The organism is Nevskia sp. (genome assembly GCF_021732705.1).
GTDB lineage: Bacteria > Pseudomonadota > Gammaproteobacteria > Nevskiales > Nevskiaceae > Nevskia.
In genome coordinates, this window is sequence record NZ_JAKFUM010000011.1 from 97772 (window position 1) to 119568 (window position 21797).

The window sequence follows — 21797 nt, forward strand, 5'->3', positions numbered from 1 at the left end:
GCAGACCCTCCGCTATACTCCGCTGTCCCCCGCCTTTCCTCTGACTGAACGCCTTGTACGCCGCGCACTACAAGCTCCGCGAGCCGCCGTTTTCGATCGCACCCGATCCGGCGTTCCTGTACATGAGCTCGCGTCATCAGGAGGCGCTCGGTCACCTGCTTTACGGCACCGGCCAGTACGGCGGCTTCGTCCAGCTGACCGGCGAAGTCGGTACCGGCAAGACCACGATCGTCCGCACGCTGCTCGCGCAGAAGCTGGAAAACGTGGACATCGCGATGATCCACAACCCGCGCCAGAACGAGATCGAGTTCGTGGCGTCGATCTGCGACGAGCTCGGCGTGGACTACCCGGGCCGCGGCGGCGATCTGGCGGCGATGTCGATCAAGGTGCTGGTCGATGCCCTGAACCTGCACTTGCTGGCCAATCACGCAGCCGGCCGGCGCACGGTGCTGATCATCGACGAAGCCCAGAACCTGCCGCAGCCGGTGCTGGAGCAGGTGCGCCTGCTGACCAACCTCGAGACCGACAAGGAAAAGCTGCTGCGGATCATGCTGATCGGCCAGCCGGAGCTGGCCGACCTGCTGGCCCGCGCCGACCTGCGCCAGCTCGCCAGCCGTATCACGGCGCGTTTCCACCTGACGCCGCTGAGCGTGGTCGAGACGCTGCAATACATCATCCATCGCCTGCATGTGGCGGGCGGCCCGGCAGACCTGTTCACCGATGCCGCGATGCGTCGCGTGCATCACTACGCCAAGGGCATTCCGCGCCAGATCAACATCATCTGCGACCGCTCGCTGCTCGGCGCCTATGCCAAGGGCCTGCGCTCGGTGACACCTGCCGTGGTCGATCAGGCGGCGGTCGAAGTGCTTGGCGCGCAGCCGCACCGCTCGGCGTTCAGCAAACTGTTCGGCCGGCTCGGCGCGCGTGGCGTGCCGCTGCCGTGGGTCGAGGGCGCACTCGCGATTGCCGCGCTGCTGATCGCCGGCGTGCTGCTGAATCAGGCGCTGAACCGCCCGGTTGCAGCACCGGTCACGGCCGTCGCGCCGCCCGCGGCACCGGTTGCGGCGGCCCCGGCGCCGGTGGCAGCACCGCCGCCGGTCGCGACCCCGATCGCCGCGCAGACGCCGGTCGGCCTCGGTGCGCTGCGGGCAACCGCGCAGCCGCTGCCGCAGGTGATGTCGAAGCTGATCGGCCTGTGGCGGCCCGGCCTGAACGTGCCGCGCGGCGAAAACGTCTGTCGCGTGCTGGCGCGCAATGCGCTCGATTGCTACAAGGGCGAAGCGACGCTGAACGAGCTGCGCCAGATCAACCGGCCGGCGATCCTGACCCTGGCACTCGACGACAGCGCTCGGCAGTTCGTGCTGCTGCGCGCGATCAGCGGCCTGGACGCCGTGATCGAGACCGCGTCCGGCCCGCTGAAGGTCGCCGCTTCGGAACTCGAAACCGCCTGGACCGGCGAATTCCTGTTGCTGTGGCAGCGGCCGATCGAGGAAGTCGAGGTCAATCCGGCGACGCGCGGCGATGCCATCGTCTGGCTGCGGCGCATGCTGGCGCAGGCCGAAGGCAAGACGCTGACGGGTGCCATTCCGACGAACTACGGCCCGGAACTGCGGGCCCAGCTGATCCGCTTCCAGACCGCGCGTGGCCTGAATGCCGATGGTGTCGCCGGCACCCGCACCCTGATCGCACTGACCAATCTCGCCCCGAAACCCGGCCTGCCGTCGCTGGACGACGTGCCATGAGTGACTGTCCATGAGCTACATCCTGGAAGCGCTGAAACGCGCCGAACGCGAACGCAAGCTCGGCCAGGCCCCGGCAGCGCTGGACGAGGTGGCCGCGCCGCCACCGGTCACCAAGGCCAAGGCCGGTCCGCGCAATCTGCTGATCGGTCTTGCCGCGATCGTCGTCGCAGCACTCGCCGGCTACGCCGTGTTCCTGTTCCGCGGGCCACCTCCGGCCGCGCCGGCCGCTGCCCCGGAGCTGCCGGTTGCCGCGGCCCCCGTGCCAGCACCGCCACCGGCGCCGGTCACCGTCGTGGCGACGCCGGACGGCAGCGTCGACGCCCGGATCGAGGATGGCGGCGAGATCGCATCGCTCGATGATCTGACCGATCCGGCGGCCGATCCTGCCGCCGCACAGGCAGCAGCGGAACTGGCCGCTGCCCAGCAGGCGGCCGCCTTGCAGGCGCAGGCTGCGGCCGCTGCAGCCTATTCGCAGGATGCGGCGCAAGGCGCGGACACGCCGTCGACGCTGCGCACACCGAATCCGGTGGCTGCGGCACCGCGGCCACAGCCGGCCCCCGCTGCGGTACCGCCACCGCCGGGCGCCAGTTCATCGATCCAGCTCGATGCCAATCCGCTGACGGCCCAGCCGGCGGCCAACACGCCGGAGCCGACCCCGGCACCACCGCCCGTGGCCGCCATTCCCGAGCCGCAAATCGCACCCGCGCCAGCTGCGGAGTTCCGCCGCCTGAAGGACATGCCCGCCGGATTCCGGTCCGAGTTCCCGCCGCTGTCGGTCGACGTTCACGTCTACAACGACAATCCGCAGCGGCGCTTCGTGCTGATCACTGGCAAGCGCTATCGCGAGACCGATGTCATCGCCGAAGGGCCGAGAATCGCGCGGATCGTGCCCGAAGGCATCGTCTTCGACTGGCGCAACGAACAGGTGCTGTTCCCGGTTCGCTGAACGCTGGCTTGCGGCACAAAAAAAGCCCGCTCGATGTTGCCATCGAGCGGGCTTTTCACATCTTGTCGGCCGATCAGGCGGCAGCCGCTTTCGCCGTGCCGACCAGATCCGCCACGCCCGCTTCGAGCCGGCGCAGGCCCTCGGCGATGTCGGCCTCGCTGATGATCAGGCTCGGCGCCATGCGCAGCACGTCCGGGCCTGCAACCAGTGTCCAGACGCCATGTGCCATCGCCGCGTTGACGATGTCCTTGGCGCGACCCTTCCAGGCGTCGCTCATCGGCGCACCGATCAGCAGACCCAGACCACGGCTCGGCGTGAACACGCCGTAACGCCGGCCGATCGAGTCCAGCCCGTCCCGGAACAGCTGGGCGCGATGCAGCACGCCCGCCAGCAGCGCCGGATCGTTGACCGTGTCGATCACCGCTTCGCCCACGGCGCAGGCCAGCGGGTTGCCGCCGTAGGTCGAGCCATGCGTGCCGAAGGCCAGCACATCGGCCGCAGCCTTGGTGCACAGCATTGCGCCGATCGGGAAGCCACCGCCGAGGCCCTTGGCCGAGGTCAGCACGTCCGGCGCCACGCCGTAGTGCTGGTAGGCATACAGATGGCCGCTGCGGCCCATGCCGCTCTGCACTTCGTCGAAGATCAGCAGGGCCCGGTGCTGATCGGCCAGACGGCGCGCCGCGGCGATGAATGCCGGCGTGGCCGGCATGATGCCGCCCTCGCCCTGAATCGGCTCCAGCACGATGGCGCAGGTGTTTTCGGACACCGCCGCTTCGAGTGCCGCGACATCGTTGAACGGCAGATGGGTGATGCCGGCCGGAATCGGCTCGAAGCCCTGCGTGTACTTGGCCTGACCACCAACGCTGACCGTGAACAGGGTGCGGCCGTGGAACGCGTTGTAGAACGAGATGATCTGGTTCTTGGTCGGGCTGATTCCGTTGCCGTAGCGACGCGCCAGCTTGAACGCCGCCTCGTTGGCTTCGGCGCCGGAATTGCAGAAGAACACGCGATCGGCAAACGTCGCATTGACCAGCTTGGTCGCGAGTTGCAGCGCCGGCTCGTTGGTCATCACGTTCGACAGGTGCCAGAGCTTGCCGGCCTGCTCGGTCAGCGCGTGGACCAGCTTCGGATGGCAATGACCGAGCAGGGTCACGGCGATGCCGCCGGCGAAGTCGATGTAGTCGCGGCCGGCCTGATCCCACACTCGGCTGCCCTCGCCTCGCACCATGACCATGTCGGCGGGCTGATAGTTGGGAACCATGACCTCGTTGAAGGTCGAGCGTGTGACGTTCATGTCTTACCTGCGGGACTGCCGCAACTGGAATTCGTGGAAAAGCCCACAGATTATGGTGACAGTTTGCGTCGCAGTTCGATATGAAAATGGTTCACTGGGCCGATGAAATCGCCGCAATCCCGGGATTGCGGCGATTTCCGGCTCGCTCTCTTGCCGCAGCCGCTTACTGCGACAGCACGCTCACGTCATCGACCACGAACGAGGTCTGCAAGGTCGAGCCTTCCGTGCCGGTGAAGAACAGGTTCACCGTCTGCCCGCGGTAGGCGTTGAGATTGAAGCTGCGCTGCACATAGCTGGCACCCGCATTGAGGTTCGAGTAGGTGCCCAGCGTCGCCAGAACGGTGCCGGCCGTGTTGCGGACTTGCACCTGCATCGTGTCCCACGCCGTGGTGGTGGTGGTTTCCGCGGTGTCGATGCGCAGCCAGAAGCTGAACGTGACATTGGTCGCCGCCGCGGGAATCGCGACGCTGCGGCTGACGGTCTCGGTCGACGACACCGCGTTGCCCAGGAGCCAGGCCTTCCAGCTGCCGGTGCGCGCCGGGCGCGCCGTCGAATTGGTGATGACGCCGGTCGAGGCCGTCCAGCCGGTGGCGCCGCTTTCGAAGTCGCCGTTGGTCAGCAGCTCGGTCGGCGCGGCGCCGGCGGTCTGATTGACCCACACCGGCGCGGTCCACAGGATCGTGCCGTTGTTCTGGGTGATGCGCGCGTAGAAGAAATGCGCGCCGACGGTCGGCGTCAGCGTCGTGGTCGCGGTCGTCGACAACTGGGTGACCGTGCCGTTGCGGCCCGGCACGCCGCGGAAGACCTGGATCTGCGAAGCACTGCGGCCGGGGCCCGGCGCGTAGTTGACTGTCAGCGTCAGCGGGCCGGAGTTGCTGAAGGTTTCGCCCATCAGACGACCATTGGCGGTCAGGGCGATCTGCGAGGTCCGATCGGTCGACGCGTAGACGCGACGGGCGCGCAGGGCGGCAACGAAGCTGGCCTGGGTCAACGCCGTGCCGTTCGGCAGCAGCACGCCGGTGCGATTGGTGTAGCTCGCGCTCCAGTTCGCGCAGTGGTTGTCCTGATTGGTGCTGAAGGCCACGTGGTAACCACGCTCCAGCAGCGTGTTGCAGGCGCTTTCATAGCTCGAACGGCCGGTTTCGGTCTCGCTGGTGTTGGTCGAGAACGCCGAACTGTTCAGCACTTCGCACAGCACCATCGCGTTGTCGCCATCCGCCGTGTAGGCCAGCGGAGTGCCACCGATCTGGAACTGCCCGGTGGTCGCCGGATGGTTGAACTGGCCGATCCAGCCACGGCTGCGCATCAGGGTGTACAGCGCCTGATAGTTGCCCTGCTCGGTGAAGGTGTTGCCGATCAGCTGACCGCTGGAGTTCGATTCCCAGGCCAGCAGCTCGTTGGAATTGAAGATGTTGAGGTGACCGCCGTTGTTGATCACGCCCCATTCCATGCCGTAGACGCCGAGGAAGCCCGGGTTGGCGCTGTTGAACGAGGTCGCGGCCGACAGGCCGGACTGATAACGGTTGATCGCCGTCGTCGGGTTGGCGGAGGCATTGGTGCCGGTCGAGCCGTCGGCATAGTGGTTGTGCTCGGTCACCGCGAGGATGTTGGTGTTGCGCCCGCGCGAATAGGTGAAGGCGTCGGCCGGGCCGAAAGCACCGGCCTGCGGCGCCTGCGAACTGGTGCAGTTGGTCAGGGCACCGCCGCCGTCGCTGTGGTTCGCCTGGCTGTGCAGGTTGGCCAGATAGACCGTGTACGGAAGGCCGCCGGGCGCCGGCGCGGACGCCTGCGTGGTCGCACCGTTCGCCGCCGCCTTGGCGCTTTCGGCCTTGGTCGGCTCGGCCGACGCGAGCACCGGGCGCTCGTTGTCGGCGAACGCCATCGCCGGCATCGGCGTGATCGGGGCTGGCGGGACATTGCCGACTTCGATCGACCATTCCTGTTGCTGCGCATCACCGGCCGCCAGCGCATCGTCGATGCGCTTGTCGCCGAAGCCGAGCGCGGTCAGCCCGAGCTTGCCGGTGTCGAGCGCCGTCGAGGTCAGGCGGAAGCGGTAATGGCCGTCGGGCAGCAGACCGTTGCGCGGGTCGCGCTCGTACCAGCTGACGACTTCATCGGAACGGCCGCCGGTGAGGCGGGTATCGCCACGCCAGCTGCGAATGACCCGATCGCGGCTGCCGAGCAGTTCAAGACGCCAGACCGCGACGGTACGATCGACCGCGCCGGGGAATCTGAACTGCAACTCGATGTCGCGGCGACCGTTGGCATCGGCGCGATACGGCGCTGCCAGCATCGCATCGAACTCGAAATGGTCGACGAGGTTTTCGGCAGACACCGGAACCGCCATCGCGGCAGCGCCGGTCAGGATCCAGCCGGTCATCGCCCTGAGCACAGGCTTCATCATGCTTCTCCGTATTCGTGTAGTGGGTATAAAACGCCGCCACTACACGCGAAGAAGCTTGCACGGTCATTGCATCAGGTCAGTTACTGCGTTCGGGCTTGATCGAGGTTCAGATCAAGCGCGCAGACGGCGGCCGTGTGCCCGGAATCCAGCGTTTTCACGCGACAACCGGACCAGGCAACCCGGCGCCGAACGCCGGTCAGCCGCGGTCGCGCACCCGCACGCGCATCACGGCGCGACGACGGGCCATGACGGGGCGTGGCGCACGCGCCGCCGCCGGCACCCGTTCCTTGATCAGTTGCAGCACACTGCGGGCCACCTGATCGGCCATGGTCGGGGTCGATACCGATGCAACCCGGAGCATTCGCTCGGCGCCGACATCGGTCAGCGTCCAGGCATCGTCCGCCAGCGCAACCAGACTTTCGGCGGTGGTCAGCAGTTCCAGCGACAGGTACAAATCCGTGTGTCGCAAGCCGGTCATGCGCCACTGCGACCGGAGGCTGTCGAGCGGCACGGGCTTGCCGGCTTCCGCGTGCAGCGCATGAAGCACGTCATAGAGCGCGTATTCGAAGATGCTGTCGTCAAGTTTGAGCATGGCGGGGCGTCCTGAAGCGTGAGAAGGGTTTTGGTTTTCTGTGTGCGTCCTATCGGCCATACGACCGTGTTCTGAAGCGGCTTGACTTGAGTCAAGGCGGGAGCGGTATCGATCAACCGATCAGCGGTCATTTTGCACGCGGTAATCTCGATTTTCGAACTGACAGAAGATTCAACAAATGTACGGTTCGAAACACTGAGTCCACGGCGCTTTCAGCACCGTTATTTTGTTATTCCGTCATTGAATTGACGGAGTCCAAAAAAGTTACACTTGTTTACCCGATACCTCCCACAACCCCGAGGAAAGCACGATGATTCTTGATGGTTCCGTCACTGCCGTGGTCACCGGCGGTGCATCCGGTCTGGGCGAGGCCACGGCCCGCCGCCTGGCCGCCCACGGCGTTCGCGTGGCCCTGTTCGACATGAACGAGGCCCGCGGCGAAGCGCTGGCCGCCGAACTGGGCGGCGTGTTCTGCAAGGTCAACGTGACGTCGGACGCCGATGTCGACGCCGGCTTCGCCAAGTCGCGCGCCGCGCTCGGTCAGGAACGCATCCTGGTCAATTGCGCCGGCATCGCCACCGCTGCGAAGACCGCCGGCTTCGACAAGAAGACCGGCGAAATCAAGCATTTCGCGCTCGATCAGTGGGAAAAGACCATCCAGATCAACCTGATCGGCACGTTCCGCTGCATCGCCAAGTCGGCCGCCGGCATGATCACCGCGGCGCCGCTGGAGCACGGCGAGCGCGGCGTGATCATCAACACGGCGTCGGTCGCCGCACAGGACGGCCAGATCGGCCAGTCGGCGTACTCGGCATCGAAGGCCGGCGTCGTCGGCATGACTCTGCCGATTGCCCGCGATCTGATGAACGACGGCATCCGCATCAACACCATCCTGCCGGGCATCTTCATGACGCCGATGATGGCGGGCATGCCGCAGAACGTGCAGGACGGCCTCGCCGCCTCGGTGCCGTTTCCGAAGCGCCTCGGCAATCCGGCCGAATACGCCAGTCTGGTTGTCGAGATGTGCTCGAACGGCTACTTCAACGGCGAATGCGTGCGCCTCGATGGTGCCATCCGCATGGCGCCGCGCTGAGCGACGCCCGGCAGCACGCATGAAAAAGCCCGCGACCGAGCCTTCGGTCGCGGGCTTTCTGTTTCGTCAGCCGCGAGATCAGCGGTCGTTCAGCAGGGGCATCAGCAGCGCCGGGTCCGGCAGGGTCAGACCGATCTGCTGCGCGACGGCGTCGAGCTTGGTGCGGGCATCCGCTTCCAGCTGCGTCAGCAGCAGGATCACCGGCCGGATGTCCGGCAGCCGGAACACGGCACGGATGATGTCGCCGAAGATTGCGTCGTCCTGAATCACCGGCAGGTTGATCACGCGCTTCTGAAGCCTTGGCTCCATTCGCGCCACGATCGGCAGCAGCACGTCCCAGCGGCCGATCGCCTGCGTGTTCTTGACGATGTTGTTCAGAGCCGCTTCCGGCAGTTCGCCGGTGATCGCTGCCAGCTTCTGCTGGAGCGCGGCATCGACGCCGGAAATCAGCGCCAGCGCTTCGGCCCAGAGGTCCGACGAACCGGTTGCCGCGTGACCGACCACCGCCTGCAGGCGCTCCGGCGCGATGCGGGCGACGATGTCGCCGAGCCGCTCGGTGCTTTCGGCGAAGAACGCGATGTGCAGCAGCTTGGCGTCATCGGTGATCGCATCGACCACCGGCCGGATCGCGTCGAGCGCGATCAGGTCGATGAAGCGGCCCATCGTCACGTATTCGCCGCGCTGTGCCAGTTCGCGGGCAATTGCGACGATCAGATGCTTCGGAAAGCCCGCGATCAACTCCTGGGCCGAGCGCGGGTCGAGTTCGATGCAGGCATCGACGAGGAACGGCAGCTTCAGCTTCTCGGCGATCTCGATCGCCCGCGCCGCCGGCACCAGCCCGCAGACGCGCGCGCAGATCAAGGGTCCGATCACCTTCTCGATGATCAGCACGAGGATCGGGATCGGCAGCAGACGGCTGGCCGTCGCCATGTTCTGGAAGCGCTTGCGATCGGCATCGAACATCGCCGCGGTCGCCCGCTCGCGCAGCGCCCGGATCAGCGGCGCGTCGAGCTTGCCGAGCCAGGCCAAGGACGCGTCCTCGACCCGGCACAGCCGCGCCAGCTTGATGATTTCCGCCCGCTGCGCCAGCGACAGCGCGGTCAGTGCCGCCTGGGTGGTGGACTTCGCCATCGGCCTACAGATCCAGGATCTTGCGCACGGCGCCGCGCAGCAGCAACGGCACGTGGCTCAGCGATTCGGTCAGCGCCGCATCGACCTGCGCCTTCTGCGTGCGCTTGGCCTCGCTCAGCAGGCGCGCCAGCTTGCCGAGTTCGGCCGCATCCAGTGCATCGAGCCCGGCTGGCGGCTGCCGTTCAAGCGCAGCCTCCAGTTCGCCGAGCGCTGCCGATCGGGTGTCTGATCGATCCATGACGATGAAGGATCAGACCGGACGCGCCGGCGCCAGATTGGTCGGCCGCACGGCCGGCGCTTCACCCGGCTTCGGCGGGTACAGGAATGCCGCGATGGCCGGCAGGCCGAGCACGGCGCCGAACATGTTCGCGGTGAACATGAACAGCAGCAGCAGGCCCATGTCGATCTGGAACTGCAGCTGCGACAGCAGCCAGGTCGAAACCGACGCCGCCAAGGTGATGCCGGTGAAGATCACCGCCTTGCCGGTGCCGCGCAGGGTTTCGAAGTAGGCCACGCGCAGGCTCTTGCCTTCCTTCAGGCCCGACACCAGCACGCCGTAGACATAGATGCCGTAGTCGACGCCGATGCCGACCGCCAGTGCCAGCACCGGCAGGGTCGCGACCTTCATGCCGATATCGAGCGAGGCCATCACCGCGTAGCCCATCTCCGACACCAGACCCAGCGGCACGAGAATGCAGACCAGTGCGCGCCACTCCTGGAAGCACATCCACAGCAGCACGAGGATCACGGCGTAGACCAGCAGCACGACGCGGCCTTCCTGCTCCTCCACCACCTCGTTGGTGGCGGCCATCACGCCGACGTTGCCGGTGGCGAGCGCGAAGTTCACCGGGCAATCCTTGGTCATGCCTTCGTAGGCCGTGCGCAGGTCCGTCTGGTTCTTGCGGGCGGCTTCCAGCACTTCCGGCTTGGCCGAGTCGCCGAGCTGGAACACTTCGGCATTCGCCGCCTTCAGCTTCTGGAACGTCGTGTACTTGGTCGAGCAGTACTCCGGGGTCACGTCCGGGGCGCGCGAGAAGAAGTCCTTGGCGTTCTCGTCATTGAACTTCTTCACTTCCTCGACGATGTGGCTGATGGTCGCGGCCTTGTGATCCTTGGTGAACAGGTAGATCGCGAGCGCGTCGCAGTCGTCGTTCAGCAGGCCGGTGGATGTCGGCACCAGTGCCGTGGCCTGCGCCAGCGCGAACTGGTTGCGCGGCAGCACCAGCGCGTTCAGGCGGCCTTCCGACAGGCCCTGATAGACGAGTTTGGCGAAGGTCAGCAGGCTCAGCGTCGACTGCACGCCATCGGTGTTTTCCATCTTCCACGCGAAGCGGTCGGCCTGATCCATCAGCTGGTAGCTGACGCAGCCATTCGGCTTGGTTTCGGCGATGACCTTGAAGATGTCGACGGCGATCTGGAAGTTGTCGGTGATCGCGTTGAAATCCTGATTGAAGCGGGAATCCGGCCGCAGTTCCGGCACGCCCTTCAGCGCGTCGCCGATCTTGAGATCCGCCTTGCCCCACAGCGCCCAGCCCAGCATGGCACCGGACACCGCCAGCACGCCGGTCGCCACCGCCGGCTTGGTGACACCCGACAGCCACCACCAGATCGGATCGAGCTTCGCGTCCTTCTTGGTCTGGCGATCGATGAAGGCATTCACGTCCTTCAGCTTGACCATCGTCAGCCAGATCGGCACGAACATCTTGTTGGCGACGATGATCGCCAGTCCGCCGAGCACGGCGTTGATCGACATCTCCTGAATGATCTGGATCTTGATCAGGTAGATCGTCGCGAAGCCGGCGACGTCGGTCAGCAGCGCGATGGTGCCGGCGATGGCCAGACGGCGGAACGTTTCGAGCGAGGCATCGAAGCTCGACTTGCCGGCGTGCACTTCATCGACCCAGGCGTTGACGTACTGCACGCCGTGCGACACGGACACCGCAAGAATCAGGAACGGCACCAGGATCGCGAACGGATCGACCCCGTAGCCGAGGGTCTTCAACAGACCCATTTCCCAGACCACGGCGACCACGGACGAGAACAGCGGGATCATCGCCAGCTTGAACGAGCCGCAATAGATCCACAGCAGGAAGCCGGTGATGATCAGGGTCAGGCCGAAGAAGCCGGCGACCTCGAGCGAGGCCTTGGTCATGTCATCGACGATTTTCGCGAAGCCGATGATGTGGACCTTGATGCCGTCCTTCTCGTACTTCGCGCGCAACTGTTCGAGATACTGGCCGACCTTCGGGTAGTCGAGCTTCTCGCCGGTCTGCGGATCGATCTCGAGCAGTTCGGTCAGGATCATCGCGCCGCGCTGGTCGTTGGTGACGATGCGACCGATCACCTGCGCCTTGGCGACGTTCGACTTCACCTTCTGCAGCACGTCCGGCGTCGGCTGATAGTCGGGCGGAATCACTGTGGCGCCGGACAGGCCGCCTTCGATGTTCTCGACGTAGTTGACGTTCGGCGTGAACAGCGACGTGACCTTGGCGCGGTCAACACCCGGCATGAAGAACACTTCATCGGTCGCCTTCTGCAAGGTGCCCATGAATTCCGGCGTGTAGATGTCGCCGGTGCCCTCGTCCTTGATCAGCGCGACGAGCACCGTGTTGGCGCCACCGAAGTCACGGTAGTACTCGCGGAACTTCTCCATGTACGGATGTTCCAGCGGCACCGACTTCAGCCAGCCGGCGTCCGGCTTCAGGCGCCCGGTCTGCACGACGAACAGCAGGGTCAGCACGATCAGCACCCAGTGCGTGATGTGCCGCTTGCCGTAGATGATCGGTTCAACGACCTTGAGAATCTTCTCGGCCCAGACGCCGCCTACTGCTGCACCTGCCATGTCCCTTCTCCGCGACGAATCGTTATGTGGTGTGAGCAGCGAGCGTCAGTTCGGAACCGGCAGCGCCTGCACGCCCGAGGTTCCGACCACGATCAGGCCGCCGGCAGCAGCCAGCCCCATGTTCATGTTGATGTTGGTCGGCAGCACGATGCGGTTGAGCGCACCGGCGGCGAAATCCGCCTTCATGACGCGGCCGTTGGCGCCGAACAGCAGCACCTGGCCGTCGTCGCTGACCGAGCCGCCGAACAGGCTTTCGGTGTCTTCCGATGCCAGACGGGTCCAGCCCGCGACTTCGCTGATCGGATTGGCCAGACTGCCCGAGGCTTCCGGATTCGCGGCCAGTTCCCGCAGCGCGGCGAGGTCGGCTTCGGTCAGCACGGCCGCCTTCGACAGGTCGGCCGCATGGAACGCGTTGCCGCGCAGGCCGAACATCACGGCACCGTTGGCACCATCGGGCACCGTGCCGAAGTAAGAACCGGTGTACGGCGACTTGAGCTGTGTCCAGGTCGAGCCCCGATCGACCGAGCGCGCCAGGAAGCCGCGTTCACCGGTCAGCAGCAGGCTGCCATCGCCGAGCGTGACGAGGTTGTAGAGATTCGGCTGATCCTCGAACACGGACGATTCGATCGTCTCCCAGGTCTTGCCGCCATCGGCCGTGCGCTTCAGCGCACCATTGCCGCCGGCGACGAGGCCATTGCTCGTGTCGAAGAACAGGATGTCGAAATACGGCTTGCCCCAGCTGGCATCGAACTGCGCCAGCGTCCAGGTCTTGCCGGCATCCTCGGTCGCGAGGATGGTGCCGTCGTAGCCCACGGCCCAGCCATGGGTGTCATCGAGAAAGCGGACGCGCACGAGGGTCGCATCCGCCGGAGTCGGAACCTGCTTCCACGCCTTGCCGTCTTCGGACAGCAGCACGCCGCCGCGCTGGCCCACCGCGACATAGCCCGAGCCGGCCTTGGCGATGCCCAGCAGCAGGCTCGACACCGCACGCGGCGCTTCGACCGAAGGCCGTGCGACGAGCGTCGTGTCGGTACCGGTGTCTTCGTCGCCGGAAGATTCCGCTTCCTGCGCGAACAGGTAGACCGGGAAGGCAACGGCGACCGCGAGCGACGACAGCGCGGCCAGCTTGCGCAGCGAGAGAGCGTGACGATTCATGCGAGGGTCCTGAAATCTTGAGCCGGCGCCGTGCCGTCAACGACGGCGCTTCCGGCACGGGGCCGGCGAGTGGTCTCGCCGGCCCGGTGGAGCTGCCAGTACTGCGACTGCGCGACTACTTCGACTGCGACTTGCGGTTCAGGCTGCCCGGCGAGAAGTAGTCATCCTTGAAGCCGATCTTGAAGTCGCTGATCTTGTCTTCGTTCGACAGCGCGGTGACGAAGTAGCGGCCCGACTGCAGGTCGTAGATCACTTCCGGAATGCCGGTGACGGTCGGCACGAACGGCACCGAGATCAGCTGCGCTTCCTGCACCTTCCACAGCTGGTCGCGGTTGTCGTAGGCATCGACCGCGGCGATCGCCCAGCTGTCCTCGTCGACATAGAAGCGGCGCTTCTTGAACTGGTGACGCAGGCCGGCGCGCAGCGTGGCCTCGACGATCCAGACGCGATGCAGCTCATAGCGCGACAGGTTCTGGTTGATGTGGCCCGGACGGACGATGTCCTTGTACTTGATCAGCGGCGCGTTGATCAGGAACGAGTTGTACGCGATGTACATCTCCTTCTTGCCGACGAGCTTCCAGTCATAGCGATCGAGCGCGCCGTTGAACACGTCGACCTGGTCGTTGAACTGCTCGCCGTCGGTACCGATGTACGGGTTGTCGTAGCCCACGTCCGGCGCGCGGTTCACGCGGCCGAGGCCCGGGTTGAAGATCCACGCATCACGGCCTGAACCGCCGGCACCCGAGGTTTCATGCACGAGCGTCAGCTGCCCGGCGACCTTGGCGGGCGCCACGACGTTCGAGAGGTAGTACAGCAGGATCTTGGTGCCCGGATTGGCTTCCTCGAGGTTCGCGTACTTGAACTTCACGTCCTCGATCAGCTTGGTGATCTTGTACGAACCATCGGCCTTGACCACGGCCTGGTTGTTGTAGCGCTTCACCGCTGAACCGCGGTAGCGCATCTTGTGGTTCCAGATCACTTCCGCGCCCGACTTCGGAATCGGGAACGGGAAGCCGAGCACCGCGCCTTCGACTTCATCGGTGCCCTTCAGCTCGGCCGTCGTCGCGTTCTTGATCGTCGCGGCGTTGATCTGGTCCGGGAAGAACGCCGAACGCAAGGTCGGGTAGACGATCATCTTGTACGTCGGGTACTTCGCGAACATCGCCTTCTGACCTTCGGTCAGCTTGTCGGCGTACTTCGCGACATCCGCCTTGGTGATGATGAACAGCGGCTTCTCGAACGTGCCGCCGCCACCGATCTGCTGGCGCTGCTTGGTGGCCAGCTTGGCCAGATCCGGCGGCAGCTTGGCGATGATGTCGTCGATCTGCTTGGAGATCTTCGGGTAGTCGGCCAGCGTGAAGGTATCGAGATACTTCAGCAGCGCGTCGAAGTCGCCCGGGCTCTTCGCGCGGATCGCTTCGAACTGCTGACGCAGTTCCTCGAGCTTCGCCGGCGTCAGCGCACGCACTTCGGCGTCGAAGTTCTTGCCGCCGACCCAGGCCGGAATCGAGCCGTCGGCGTTGGCACCGGCCACGGCACCGACCGGCGTCAATTCCTTGCCGAGCTTGGCCGCCTCATCGGGACCCGCCTTGGCAAATGCCGCGGAACTGGCGGCCATGCCGATCGCGGCACCCGCCACATACAGACTCATTTTCTTGAACATCGGTGTGCTCCTCTCGTGATTCTTCATTGCCAATCGAGGTGGCTCGGGGGTTGCGGCGTGCCGGCCTGCCGCATCCCTGCGACGCGCCGGCGGCATGCATCAGGGATCAGAACGTGTACGAAATCTGGAAGCCGAAAGTGTCGCGATCGCGCTGGGTGTTGTTGGTGCCGCCACCGGTCGAGCCGAGATAGATCAGCTGGCCGGCCCACGGGCCGCCATTCTCGATTTCGGTACTGATCGAATACGTGATCGTGCCTTCGATGAAGTTCTGCACCGGCAGCGGCGAGATGCCATAGACGTCGTGGCCGAAGAACAGCGCCGGCTTGAAGTTCAGGCCCAAGAACACGTTGTTGTATTCGAAGCGCGTCAGGATGCGGTAGCCGGCCGAGAAGTCGCTGGCAAAGCCCTTGCGCTGCTGCGTCGGGTTCAGCGAGCGCGCGTCCGGCGTGCCGTTCGGGCGGCCGGTGCCGTCGGCACCCGGGCTGGCGTGCGTGTTGTTGTTGTTGCCGCCTTCGATCTGCAGGCGATCGATGCTCGGCAGGCCGTAGATGTGGGTCAGGCCCACTTCCGCGAGGATGATGACCTGATCGGCGCCGAACGGGTTTTCCGACGCACCGATGGCGCGGATGCCGGTCAGGTCCAGCTGGTCGACCGTGAAGCGCTCATAGCCGCGAATGCGCTGGTTCGGCTGGATTTCCTGGCCGCGATAGCCGGAGATGAAGTCCGGCACGGCATTGCGCGACGACGGCAGCGTGAAGACATCGCCCGAACCGACGGCGCCGAGCAGCGTCGGCAGGCCGTTCAGCAGACCGGTGACATTGCCGAGCAGCTGCTGCGGATTCGACGTGGTGATGTCGCCGATCGCCGGGCCGAGCGCAGCGATGGTCTGGGTGATGAACTGCGGCGACAGGCCGAGGGTGATGTCCTGCCGTGGCAGCGACGGCTGCAGGCCGGCAAAGAACAGATCGACGACGCTGACCTGCAGCGGCAGATTCGGGCGCACCGAATACTCGCCAGCCAGCGACCACTTGCCGATGTTGGTGTTGAAGCTGACACCGAACACCTGGTTGTTCTCCGGGTAGTCGAAGAACACCTTCAGCGAATCGATCGGCGCCGGCTCCAGCCCGGTCTCCGGATTCAGGCCGACGAAGCCATTGCAGGAAGTGAACGCATCGACGAAGCCGTTGGCGTCGCGGGCACAGGATTCGCTGGTCGCGATCACGCTCACGTACGGCAGGCGGCTGTGATAGTTCAGCCCATAGAAGCCGAGTTCGGTGCCGCCGTTGAACTCCGGCAGATACCAGGTCAGCTTGAAGCCGCCCTGCCCCTGATTGTTCGGCTGCGCGAAGCTCAGCGGCAGTACCTGCGCCGTCAGGGACGAGTTCGAGATGGCGTTGATCGGGAACGGAATCCGCTGCAGGCGATCCGGATCTTCCGAGAACTGGCCGACCGACACCAGGAAGCTGTCGGCATTGTAGAAATCGAGGAACGAATAGAACGTGCCGCCCACGTCCGGATTCACGCGGCGCCACGCGAACTGGTAGATCAAGTCGAGCGACAGGCCTTCGCCGAGCTGGGTGTTGAAGCTCAGCAGCGGCACCGACTGGAACACTTCGTTGATCGGCGTACCCGGCTGGTGCAGCAGGCGGGCGTCCGGCGGCTGCAGTTCGTTGATCGAGTTCAGCACCACGAAGCTCGACTCGCCCCAGCGGATGTGCTGGTAGCCGACGGTGGCGTTGAAATCCTGCCCGAGCAGGTTGAAGGCGCCGCCGATGAAGGCGTCCTTGATCTGGAAATCCTGACCGACCGGACGGCCCTGATTGCTCGGACGGGCGGTTCGCGCCGGCTGGAAATTGGTGTCCGGATGGCTTTCGGTGAAGCGGTAGTTCACCGGATCGAAGAACGCCAGCACGCCGAACTTGAAGTTCAGGTTGTCGTACTGGCCGCTGAGATCGGTGCTGAGCTTGGTGACGCCCGACACCAGATCCCACTGGTCGTAGTTCAGGTCGCCGTTGTCCTTGTTGGTGCCGACGAAGGCGCCGGGCGCATCGACCAGACGCTGGTTCGGGGCCGGATCACCGGTGAAGCTGAGGCAGCCGTCGGGGCACAGCGCCGGGTTGATGTTGGTCTTGCCGATCAGTCGGGCGTCGGCCTTCTCGGCGCGAACCGCGGCACCGACCGACAGGCTGCTCTTCCACGAGCCGGTGAATTCACCGAACTCGAAGTCGATCGCGTGCGCGGGCATCTGATAGGCCAGCGCCACGAGAACGGCGCTGCGGAATGCATTCAGTTTCATCAACTTTCTCCCCACTGGACGCCGCATGCGTGCACGGCGGTTGTTCTTGTTGTCGTATGCCCCCGAGCGGGCATCGTTGGTCTGCTGCAGGTCAGTCGCCCAGCACTCCGCGGCTGACAAAATGGACGTAATCCCGGATCAGTTCATCGCGCCGCCCCGGGTACAGCGGCGCGTTGTTTCCGAATGGCGAAAAGCGGAGTCCGCCCAGCGCCGTCAAGCCGAACAACGTGGAACTCAGGCACAGCAACATCTGCAGCCACAGCTTTTCACGCGGCTTGCGCGGCAGGCGCTTCGCCAGAAGCCGTTCGATCTCGATGACGTACGACGCGCTCTTGCTCAGCAGCAGCGACTGGCCGACATCGCCGCCATCGGAGGCCAGCTTGGCCAGAAAGCGGATCGCATCGCGGCCGGTTTCGTTGGCGTGGAAGACCAGCACCACCGGCATCACCAGCGCGGTGACCAGATCCTCGGTGCCCAGGGTGCCGGCCTCGTCGGCTGCGCGGACATCGGCCAGCGCCGCATCGTAGTAAGGCTGGAAAATCTGCTGGACATGCTCGGCCACGGCGTCGACGAGGCCCTGCTTGTCCTTGAAGTGATAGTGGATCGCCGACTGATTGCCCTGCCCGGCCTTCTGCACGATTTCGCGCAGGCTGACAGCGCCAATCGCGCGGTCGGCGAACAGCTTCATCGCTTCCCGGATCAGCACCTCGCGGGTGCCGCTGGTGCTTTCGGCGATGCGCTTGCTGCGCGGACTGCGCGCAATGGCCCGCGAGACCACGGCACGACCATCGGCTTTCTTGCTGGCGACAGGTCGTTTGGCAGCGATCAGCATGGACGGGGGGCGACATCCAGGAGTTAATGCGGTTCCATTACGATAGTCGCATTCATGTTTTCGCGGCAAGCCTGCAGTGAATTTTTCCCAAAGGAGTTCAGTGATGCCGAAACCGTCGCGTGCCGCCGCCGTCAGCCCCACCGCGCTGTACACCGGTGCCGTCTGGGCCCGCAACGGCCTGTCGCATCCGGCCTTCGCAACGCTCGAAGGCCATCTGATGTTCCAGGCCGCGCGGCCGGCGCTGGCGCTGGCGCGCGCGCTCGGCGGACCGACGCTCGAGGGTCTGCTGCTGTCGCGCCATCGGGTCATCGACCAGCAACTCCATGCCGCGATCAAGGCCGGCAGGGTCACGCAGGTGATCGAGATCGCCGCCGGCCTGTCGCCGCGCGGCTGGCGCTTCGTCAAGCACTACGGCCCGCGCATCCGCTACATCGAGGCCGACCTGCCGGGCATGGCGGCACGCAAGCGCGCGTTGCTGACGCGGCTGGGGCATCACGGTGACCGCCATCGCGTGGTCGATATCGACGCCTTCGCCGAAGCCGGGCCGATGAGCCTCGCGGCCATCGCCGACACCCTCGATCCGACCCAAGGCACGGCGATCATCACCGAAGGCCTGATCAACTATTTCCCGGTCGATGCCGTCACCGGCCTGTGGTCGCGCATGGCGACAACGCTGTCGCGCTTCCCGAACGGGCTGTACCTGTCGGACCTGCACATCGGCGGCGAAAACCGCAATCCGGCCGTGCGCGCGTTCGTGCAGGCGCTGTCGGTGTTCGTCCGCGGCCGCGTGCACCTGCACTTCTCGTCGGCCGACGAGGCAGTCCAAGCAATTGAATCAGCAGGCTTTTCCAGCGCGAAACTGCTGCGCCCGTCGGACCTTGCGAAAGACTGGCCGGACTGTCGCGATCCGGCCGCGCGCCTGGTCCGCGTGATCGTCGCCCACACCGAGTCTCCGCGCGCCGCGTGAGTGCACGCGACCGGACTAGGCAAAAACCAACCGGTGGAAGTTTGTGAACACTTGTTCCATTATCCGCCGCATCGCAGGAGGAGACCGTCCATGAATCGCACGACCGAGGGCAGCCCGAACCCCGGCAGCACCGTCACCGTCGCGCCCTCCGGCGCCGCCGCGATCACGCGCCGGGATCTGCATTTCGCGATCGACGACGTCGACCTCAAGCACTGGCACGGCGACGGCACGAGCGTCAGCCAGTTCTACAACGCCATGTCGCTGTTCTTCCCGGAAGGCGAGCAATTCTTCATCGACAGCGTCCGTCATTACCGCGAACGCATCACCGATCCGGCGCTGCTGGCCGACATCAAGGGCTTCATCGGTCAGGAAGCGATGCATGGCCGCGAGCATCGCGCCTACAACGCCCGCCTGGCCGAGCAGGGCTACGACGCCGAGCTGCTCGAAGCCCGCGCGCTGAGCCTGCTGAACTTCGCTCGCCAGCACCTGCCGCCGATCCATCATCTGGCCGCGACCATCGCGCTCGAACACTTCACCGCGATCCTCGCCGACGTGCTGCTGCGCGAGCCGCGCCTCACCGCCGGTGCCGACCCGCGCATGGCCGCGCTGTGGCGCTGGCACGCGGTCGAGGAAACCGAGCACAAGGCCGTCGCGTTCGACGTGTTCCGCGCGATCACCCGCGGCTCGGTTCGCGGCTACGTGCTGCGCTGCACGGTGATGGTCAGCGTCTCGATCCGCTTCCTGTGGCAGACCGCGCGCACCCACTACCACCTGATCCGGCAGGACGGCGAGCATCGCAACCTGCGCGGCTGGTTGCGGTTGATGAACCATCTCTGGGGCCGACCGGGCCTGCTTCGCCGCATCGTGCTGCCGTGGCTTGCGTACTTCCGTCCCGGCTTCCACCCGTGGCAGCACGACAACCGCGCGCTGCTCGAAGGCTGGCAGCCGGTCTCGGTCGCCCGCAACCTGCCGCGCGCTGCCTGAACCCCATGCGCGGAAGCTCCGATCAGCCGCAGGATCGCCTGCACCTGACCGACATCGTGCGCGGCGCGCTGTCGGCGCTGCCGGATGCCCTGATCGTCGGGCAGGGGCTAGCGACCTTGGCGCTGAAGAAGCCGGCCTCGATCGATTCGATCGGGTTGCGCATCGAGGAACTGGCGCGCAGTCACGGCCAGAACATCGCGATCAAGTTCGATGACCGGACCTGGACCTATGCCGAGTTCAATGGCTGGGCCAATCGCATCGCTGCCGTGCTGCGCGGGCGCGGCCTGCGCGCCGGCCAGCGCGTGGCAGTGCTGCTGCACAACCGGCCGGAAGCCCTGGCCGTGGTCACCGCCGTGGTCAAGCTCGGTGCCGTGGCGGCGATGGTCAACCACAACCAGCGCGGCAGCGTGCTGGCGCACAGCCTGAAGCTCAGCGCGCCGGGCATCATCGTTGCCGGCGAGGAATGCCTCGAAGCGCTGGACTCGCTGGCGGCGGGCGAGCGGCTCGATGCCAGCGTCGTCCGGCTCTGGCTCGGCAGCGGCAAGGCGCCGCGCGGCTGGCGCGATCTGGCCAAGCTCGCCGACGACGAATCGTCCGCCGACTGCCCGGAAACTCAGGCCGTGGCGATGAAGACGCCGGCGTTCCACATCTTCACGTCCGGCACCACCGGCCTGCCCAAGGCGTCGGTGATGACGCATTACCGCTGGCTGCGCGGCATGGCCGGGCTCGGCCAGATGTCGCTGCGCCTGCACGCCGATGACACGCTGTACTGCCCGCTGCCGCTGTATCACAACAATGCGCTGACCGTGTCGTGGGGCGCCGCCATCGGCGCCGGTGCGGCGCTGGCCATCGGCCGCAAGTTTTCGGCCTCGCGCTTCTGGGACGACGTGCGCCACTTCGACGCCACCGCGTTCTGCTACATCGGCGAACTGTGCCGCTACCTGCTGAACCAGCCGCCGGGCCCGCGTGATCAGGAACATCGCATCCGGCTGATCGTCGGCAACGGCCTGCGTCCGGAAATCTGGGACGCGTTCCAGTCCCGCTTCGCGATTCCGCGGATCAACGAGTTCTACGGTGCCAGCGAATCGAACGTGGCCTTCGTCAATGGTTTCGGCCTGTCGAAGACCACCGGCTTCTGCCCGCTGCCGTTCGCCATCGTCGAGTTCGATGCCGAAGCCGAAGCACCGGTGAAGGATGCTCGCGGCTTCCTGAAGAAGGTGCCGAGCGGCGGAGTCGGCCTGCTGCTGGCCGAGATCACCGATCGCGCGCCGTTCGACGGCTACACCGACGCCAAGGCCAGCAACAGCAAGCAGCTGCGCAATGTCTTCAAGCGCGGCGACTGCTGGTTCAACACCGGCGATCTGGTGCGCGATCAGGGCTGGCGTCACATCCAGTTCGTCGACCGCGTCGGCGACACCTTCCGCTGGAAAGGCGAGAACGTCGCCACCACCGAGGTCGAAGCGGCACTGAACCAGATCGACGGCGTCGAGCAGGCCGTGGTCTACGGTGTGGAAGTGCCGAACTGCGACGGCCGCGCCGGGATGGCCTCGCTGTCCTGCGTCGGCGAACGCTTCGACGGCAAGGCGGTCGCCGCGACGCTGCGTCAGGCGCTGCCCGCGTATGCCGTGCCGCTGTTCATCCGGTTGCGGCAGGAGCAGGAAGTCACCGCCACCTTCAAGTACCGCAAGGTCGATCTCAAGCGCGACGGCTTCGATCCGGCCGTGGTCGAAGACCCGCTGTATCTGCTCGATCGCGATGGCTATGTCCGCCTGACCCGCGCGCTGCACGCGAAGATCGTCAGCGGCGCGCTGCGCCTGTGAACCCGCCCGCCGCTCGCCCTGCCCGTCCTGTCATCC

Annotated in this window: 16 protein-coding genes; 6 read left to right on the forward strand and 10 right to left on the reverse strand. The window is 65.7% G+C overall.

Going from position 1 to position 21797, the window contains the following annotated elements; translation table 11 throughout:
• Positions 1 to 53: 53 nt before the first annotated feature.
• Positions 54 to 1742, forward strand: coding sequence for an ExeA family protein (locus tag QZ951_RS14425; protein ID WP_293001716.1), 1689 nt, complete (start codon positions 54 to 56; stop codon positions 1740 to 1742).
• A gap of 10 nt (positions 1743 to 1752) precedes the next feature.
• Entirely contained in the window at positions 1753 to 2688 is a 936-nt protein-coding gene (locus QZ951_RS14430) for a general secretion pathway protein GspB (RefSeq protein WP_293001718.1), read from the forward strand.
• 73 nt (positions 2689 to 2761) lie between these two features.
• On the opposite strand, the gene QZ951_RS14435 is transcribed toward QZ951_RS14430, so the two are convergent.
• The 3 genes from QZ951_RS14435 to QZ951_RS14445 all read right to left on the reverse strand — a co-directional run bounded on the left by QZ951_RS14435 (position 2762) and on the right by QZ951_RS14445 (position 6978).
• Positions 2762 to 3982: an aspartate aminotransferase family protein gene (locus QZ951_RS14435; protein WP_293001720.1), complete on the reverse strand. Its 1221-nt coding sequence runs from the start codon at positions 3980 to 3982 to the stop codon at positions 2762 to 2764.
• Positions 3983 to 4145: 163 nt separating this feature from the next.
• Positions 4146 to 6383 carry a CehA/McbA family metallohydrolase gene (locus QZ951_RS14440; protein ID WP_293001722.1) on the reverse strand — a complete coding sequence of 746 codons (2238 nt, stop codon included), beginning with the start codon at positions 6381 to 6383 and terminating at the stop codon, positions 4146 to 4148.
• Positions 6384 to 6582: 199 nt separating this feature from the next.
• A complete protein-coding gene (locus QZ951_RS14445) occupies positions 6583 to 6978 on the reverse strand; it encodes a hypothetical protein (protein WP_293001724.1) in 396 nt (131 codons plus the stop codon).
• A 310-nt stretch (positions 6979 to 7288) separates the two neighbouring features.
• Here QZ951_RS14445 and QZ951_RS14450 point away from each other — a divergent pair, with 310 nt between their 5' ends.
• The gene (locus QZ951_RS14450) at positions 7289 to 8071 is read left to right on the forward strand and encodes an SDR family NAD(P)-dependent oxidoreductase (RefSeq protein WP_293001726.1); all 783 of its coding nucleotides are present in this window, start codon (positions 7289 to 7291) and stop codon (positions 8069 to 8071) included.
• A gap of 78 nt (positions 8072 to 8149) precedes the next feature.
• On the opposite strand, the gene QZ951_RS14455 is transcribed toward QZ951_RS14450, so the two are convergent.
• The 7 genes from QZ951_RS14455 to QZ951_RS14485 form a co-directional block, all read right to left on the reverse strand.
• Entirely contained in the window at positions 8150 to 9202 is a 1053-nt protein-coding gene (locus QZ951_RS14455; RefSeq protein WP_293001728.1) for a hypothetical protein, read from the reverse strand.
• A 4-nt stretch (positions 9203 to 9206) separates the two neighbouring features.
• A complete protein-coding gene (locus QZ951_RS14460; RefSeq protein WP_293001730.1) occupies positions 9207 to 9440 on the reverse strand; it encodes a hypothetical protein in 234 nt (77 codons plus the stop codon).
• A gap of 12 nt (positions 9441 to 9452) precedes the next feature.
• A complete protein-coding gene (locus QZ951_RS14465) occupies positions 9453 to 12044 on the reverse strand; it encodes an efflux RND transporter permease subunit (protein ID WP_293001732.1) in 2592 nt (863 codons plus the stop codon).
• Positions 12045 to 12089: 45 nt separating this feature from the next.
• Positions 12090 to 13199: a YCF48-related protein gene (locus QZ951_RS14470; RefSeq protein ID WP_293001734.1), complete on the reverse strand. Its 1110-nt coding sequence runs from the start codon at positions 13197 to 13199 to the stop codon at positions 12090 to 12092.
• 115 nt (positions 13200 to 13314) lie between these two features.
• A complete protein-coding gene (locus QZ951_RS14475) occupies positions 13315 to 14862 on the reverse strand; it encodes a DUF1329 domain-containing protein (RefSeq protein ID WP_293001736.1) in 1548 nt (515 codons plus the stop codon).
• A 106-nt stretch (positions 14863 to 14968) separates the two neighbouring features.
• Positions 14969 to 17158 (reverse strand): DUF1302 family protein, encoded by a 2190-nt coding sequence (locus tag QZ951_RS14480; RefSeq protein ID WP_293001738.1) that lies wholly within the window; start codon positions 17156 to 17158, stop codon positions 14969 to 14971.
• A gap of 91 nt (positions 17159 to 17249) precedes the next feature.
• Positions 17250 to 18131 (reverse strand): helix-turn-helix domain-containing protein, encoded by an 882-nt coding sequence (locus QZ951_RS14485; protein WP_293001740.1) that lies wholly within the window; start codon positions 18129 to 18131, stop codon positions 17250 to 17252.
• Here QZ951_RS14485 and QZ951_RS14490 point away from each other — a divergent pair.
• The 3 genes from QZ951_RS14490 (at position 18094) to QZ951_RS14500 (ending at position 21761) form a co-directional block, all read left to right on the forward strand.
• The gene (locus QZ951_RS14490) at positions 18094 to 18957 is read left to right on the forward strand and encodes a class I SAM-dependent methyltransferase (protein ID WP_293001742.1); all 864 of its coding nucleotides are present in this window, start codon (positions 18094 to 18096) and stop codon (positions 18955 to 18957) included. The genes QZ951_RS14485 and QZ951_RS14490 overlap by 38 nt on opposite strands.
• Positions 18958 to 19047: 90 nt before the next feature.
• A complete protein-coding gene (locus QZ951_RS14495) occupies positions 19048 to 19941 on the forward strand; it encodes a metal-dependent hydrolase (protein WP_293001744.1) in 894 nt (297 codons plus the stop codon).
• Between the two features lie 5 nt (positions 19942 to 19946).
• Entirely contained in the window at positions 19947 to 21761 is a 1815-nt protein-coding gene (locus tag QZ951_RS14500; protein WP_293001746.1) for a long-chain-acyl-CoA synthetase, read from the forward strand.
• Positions 21762 to 21797 lie beyond the last annotated feature (36 nt).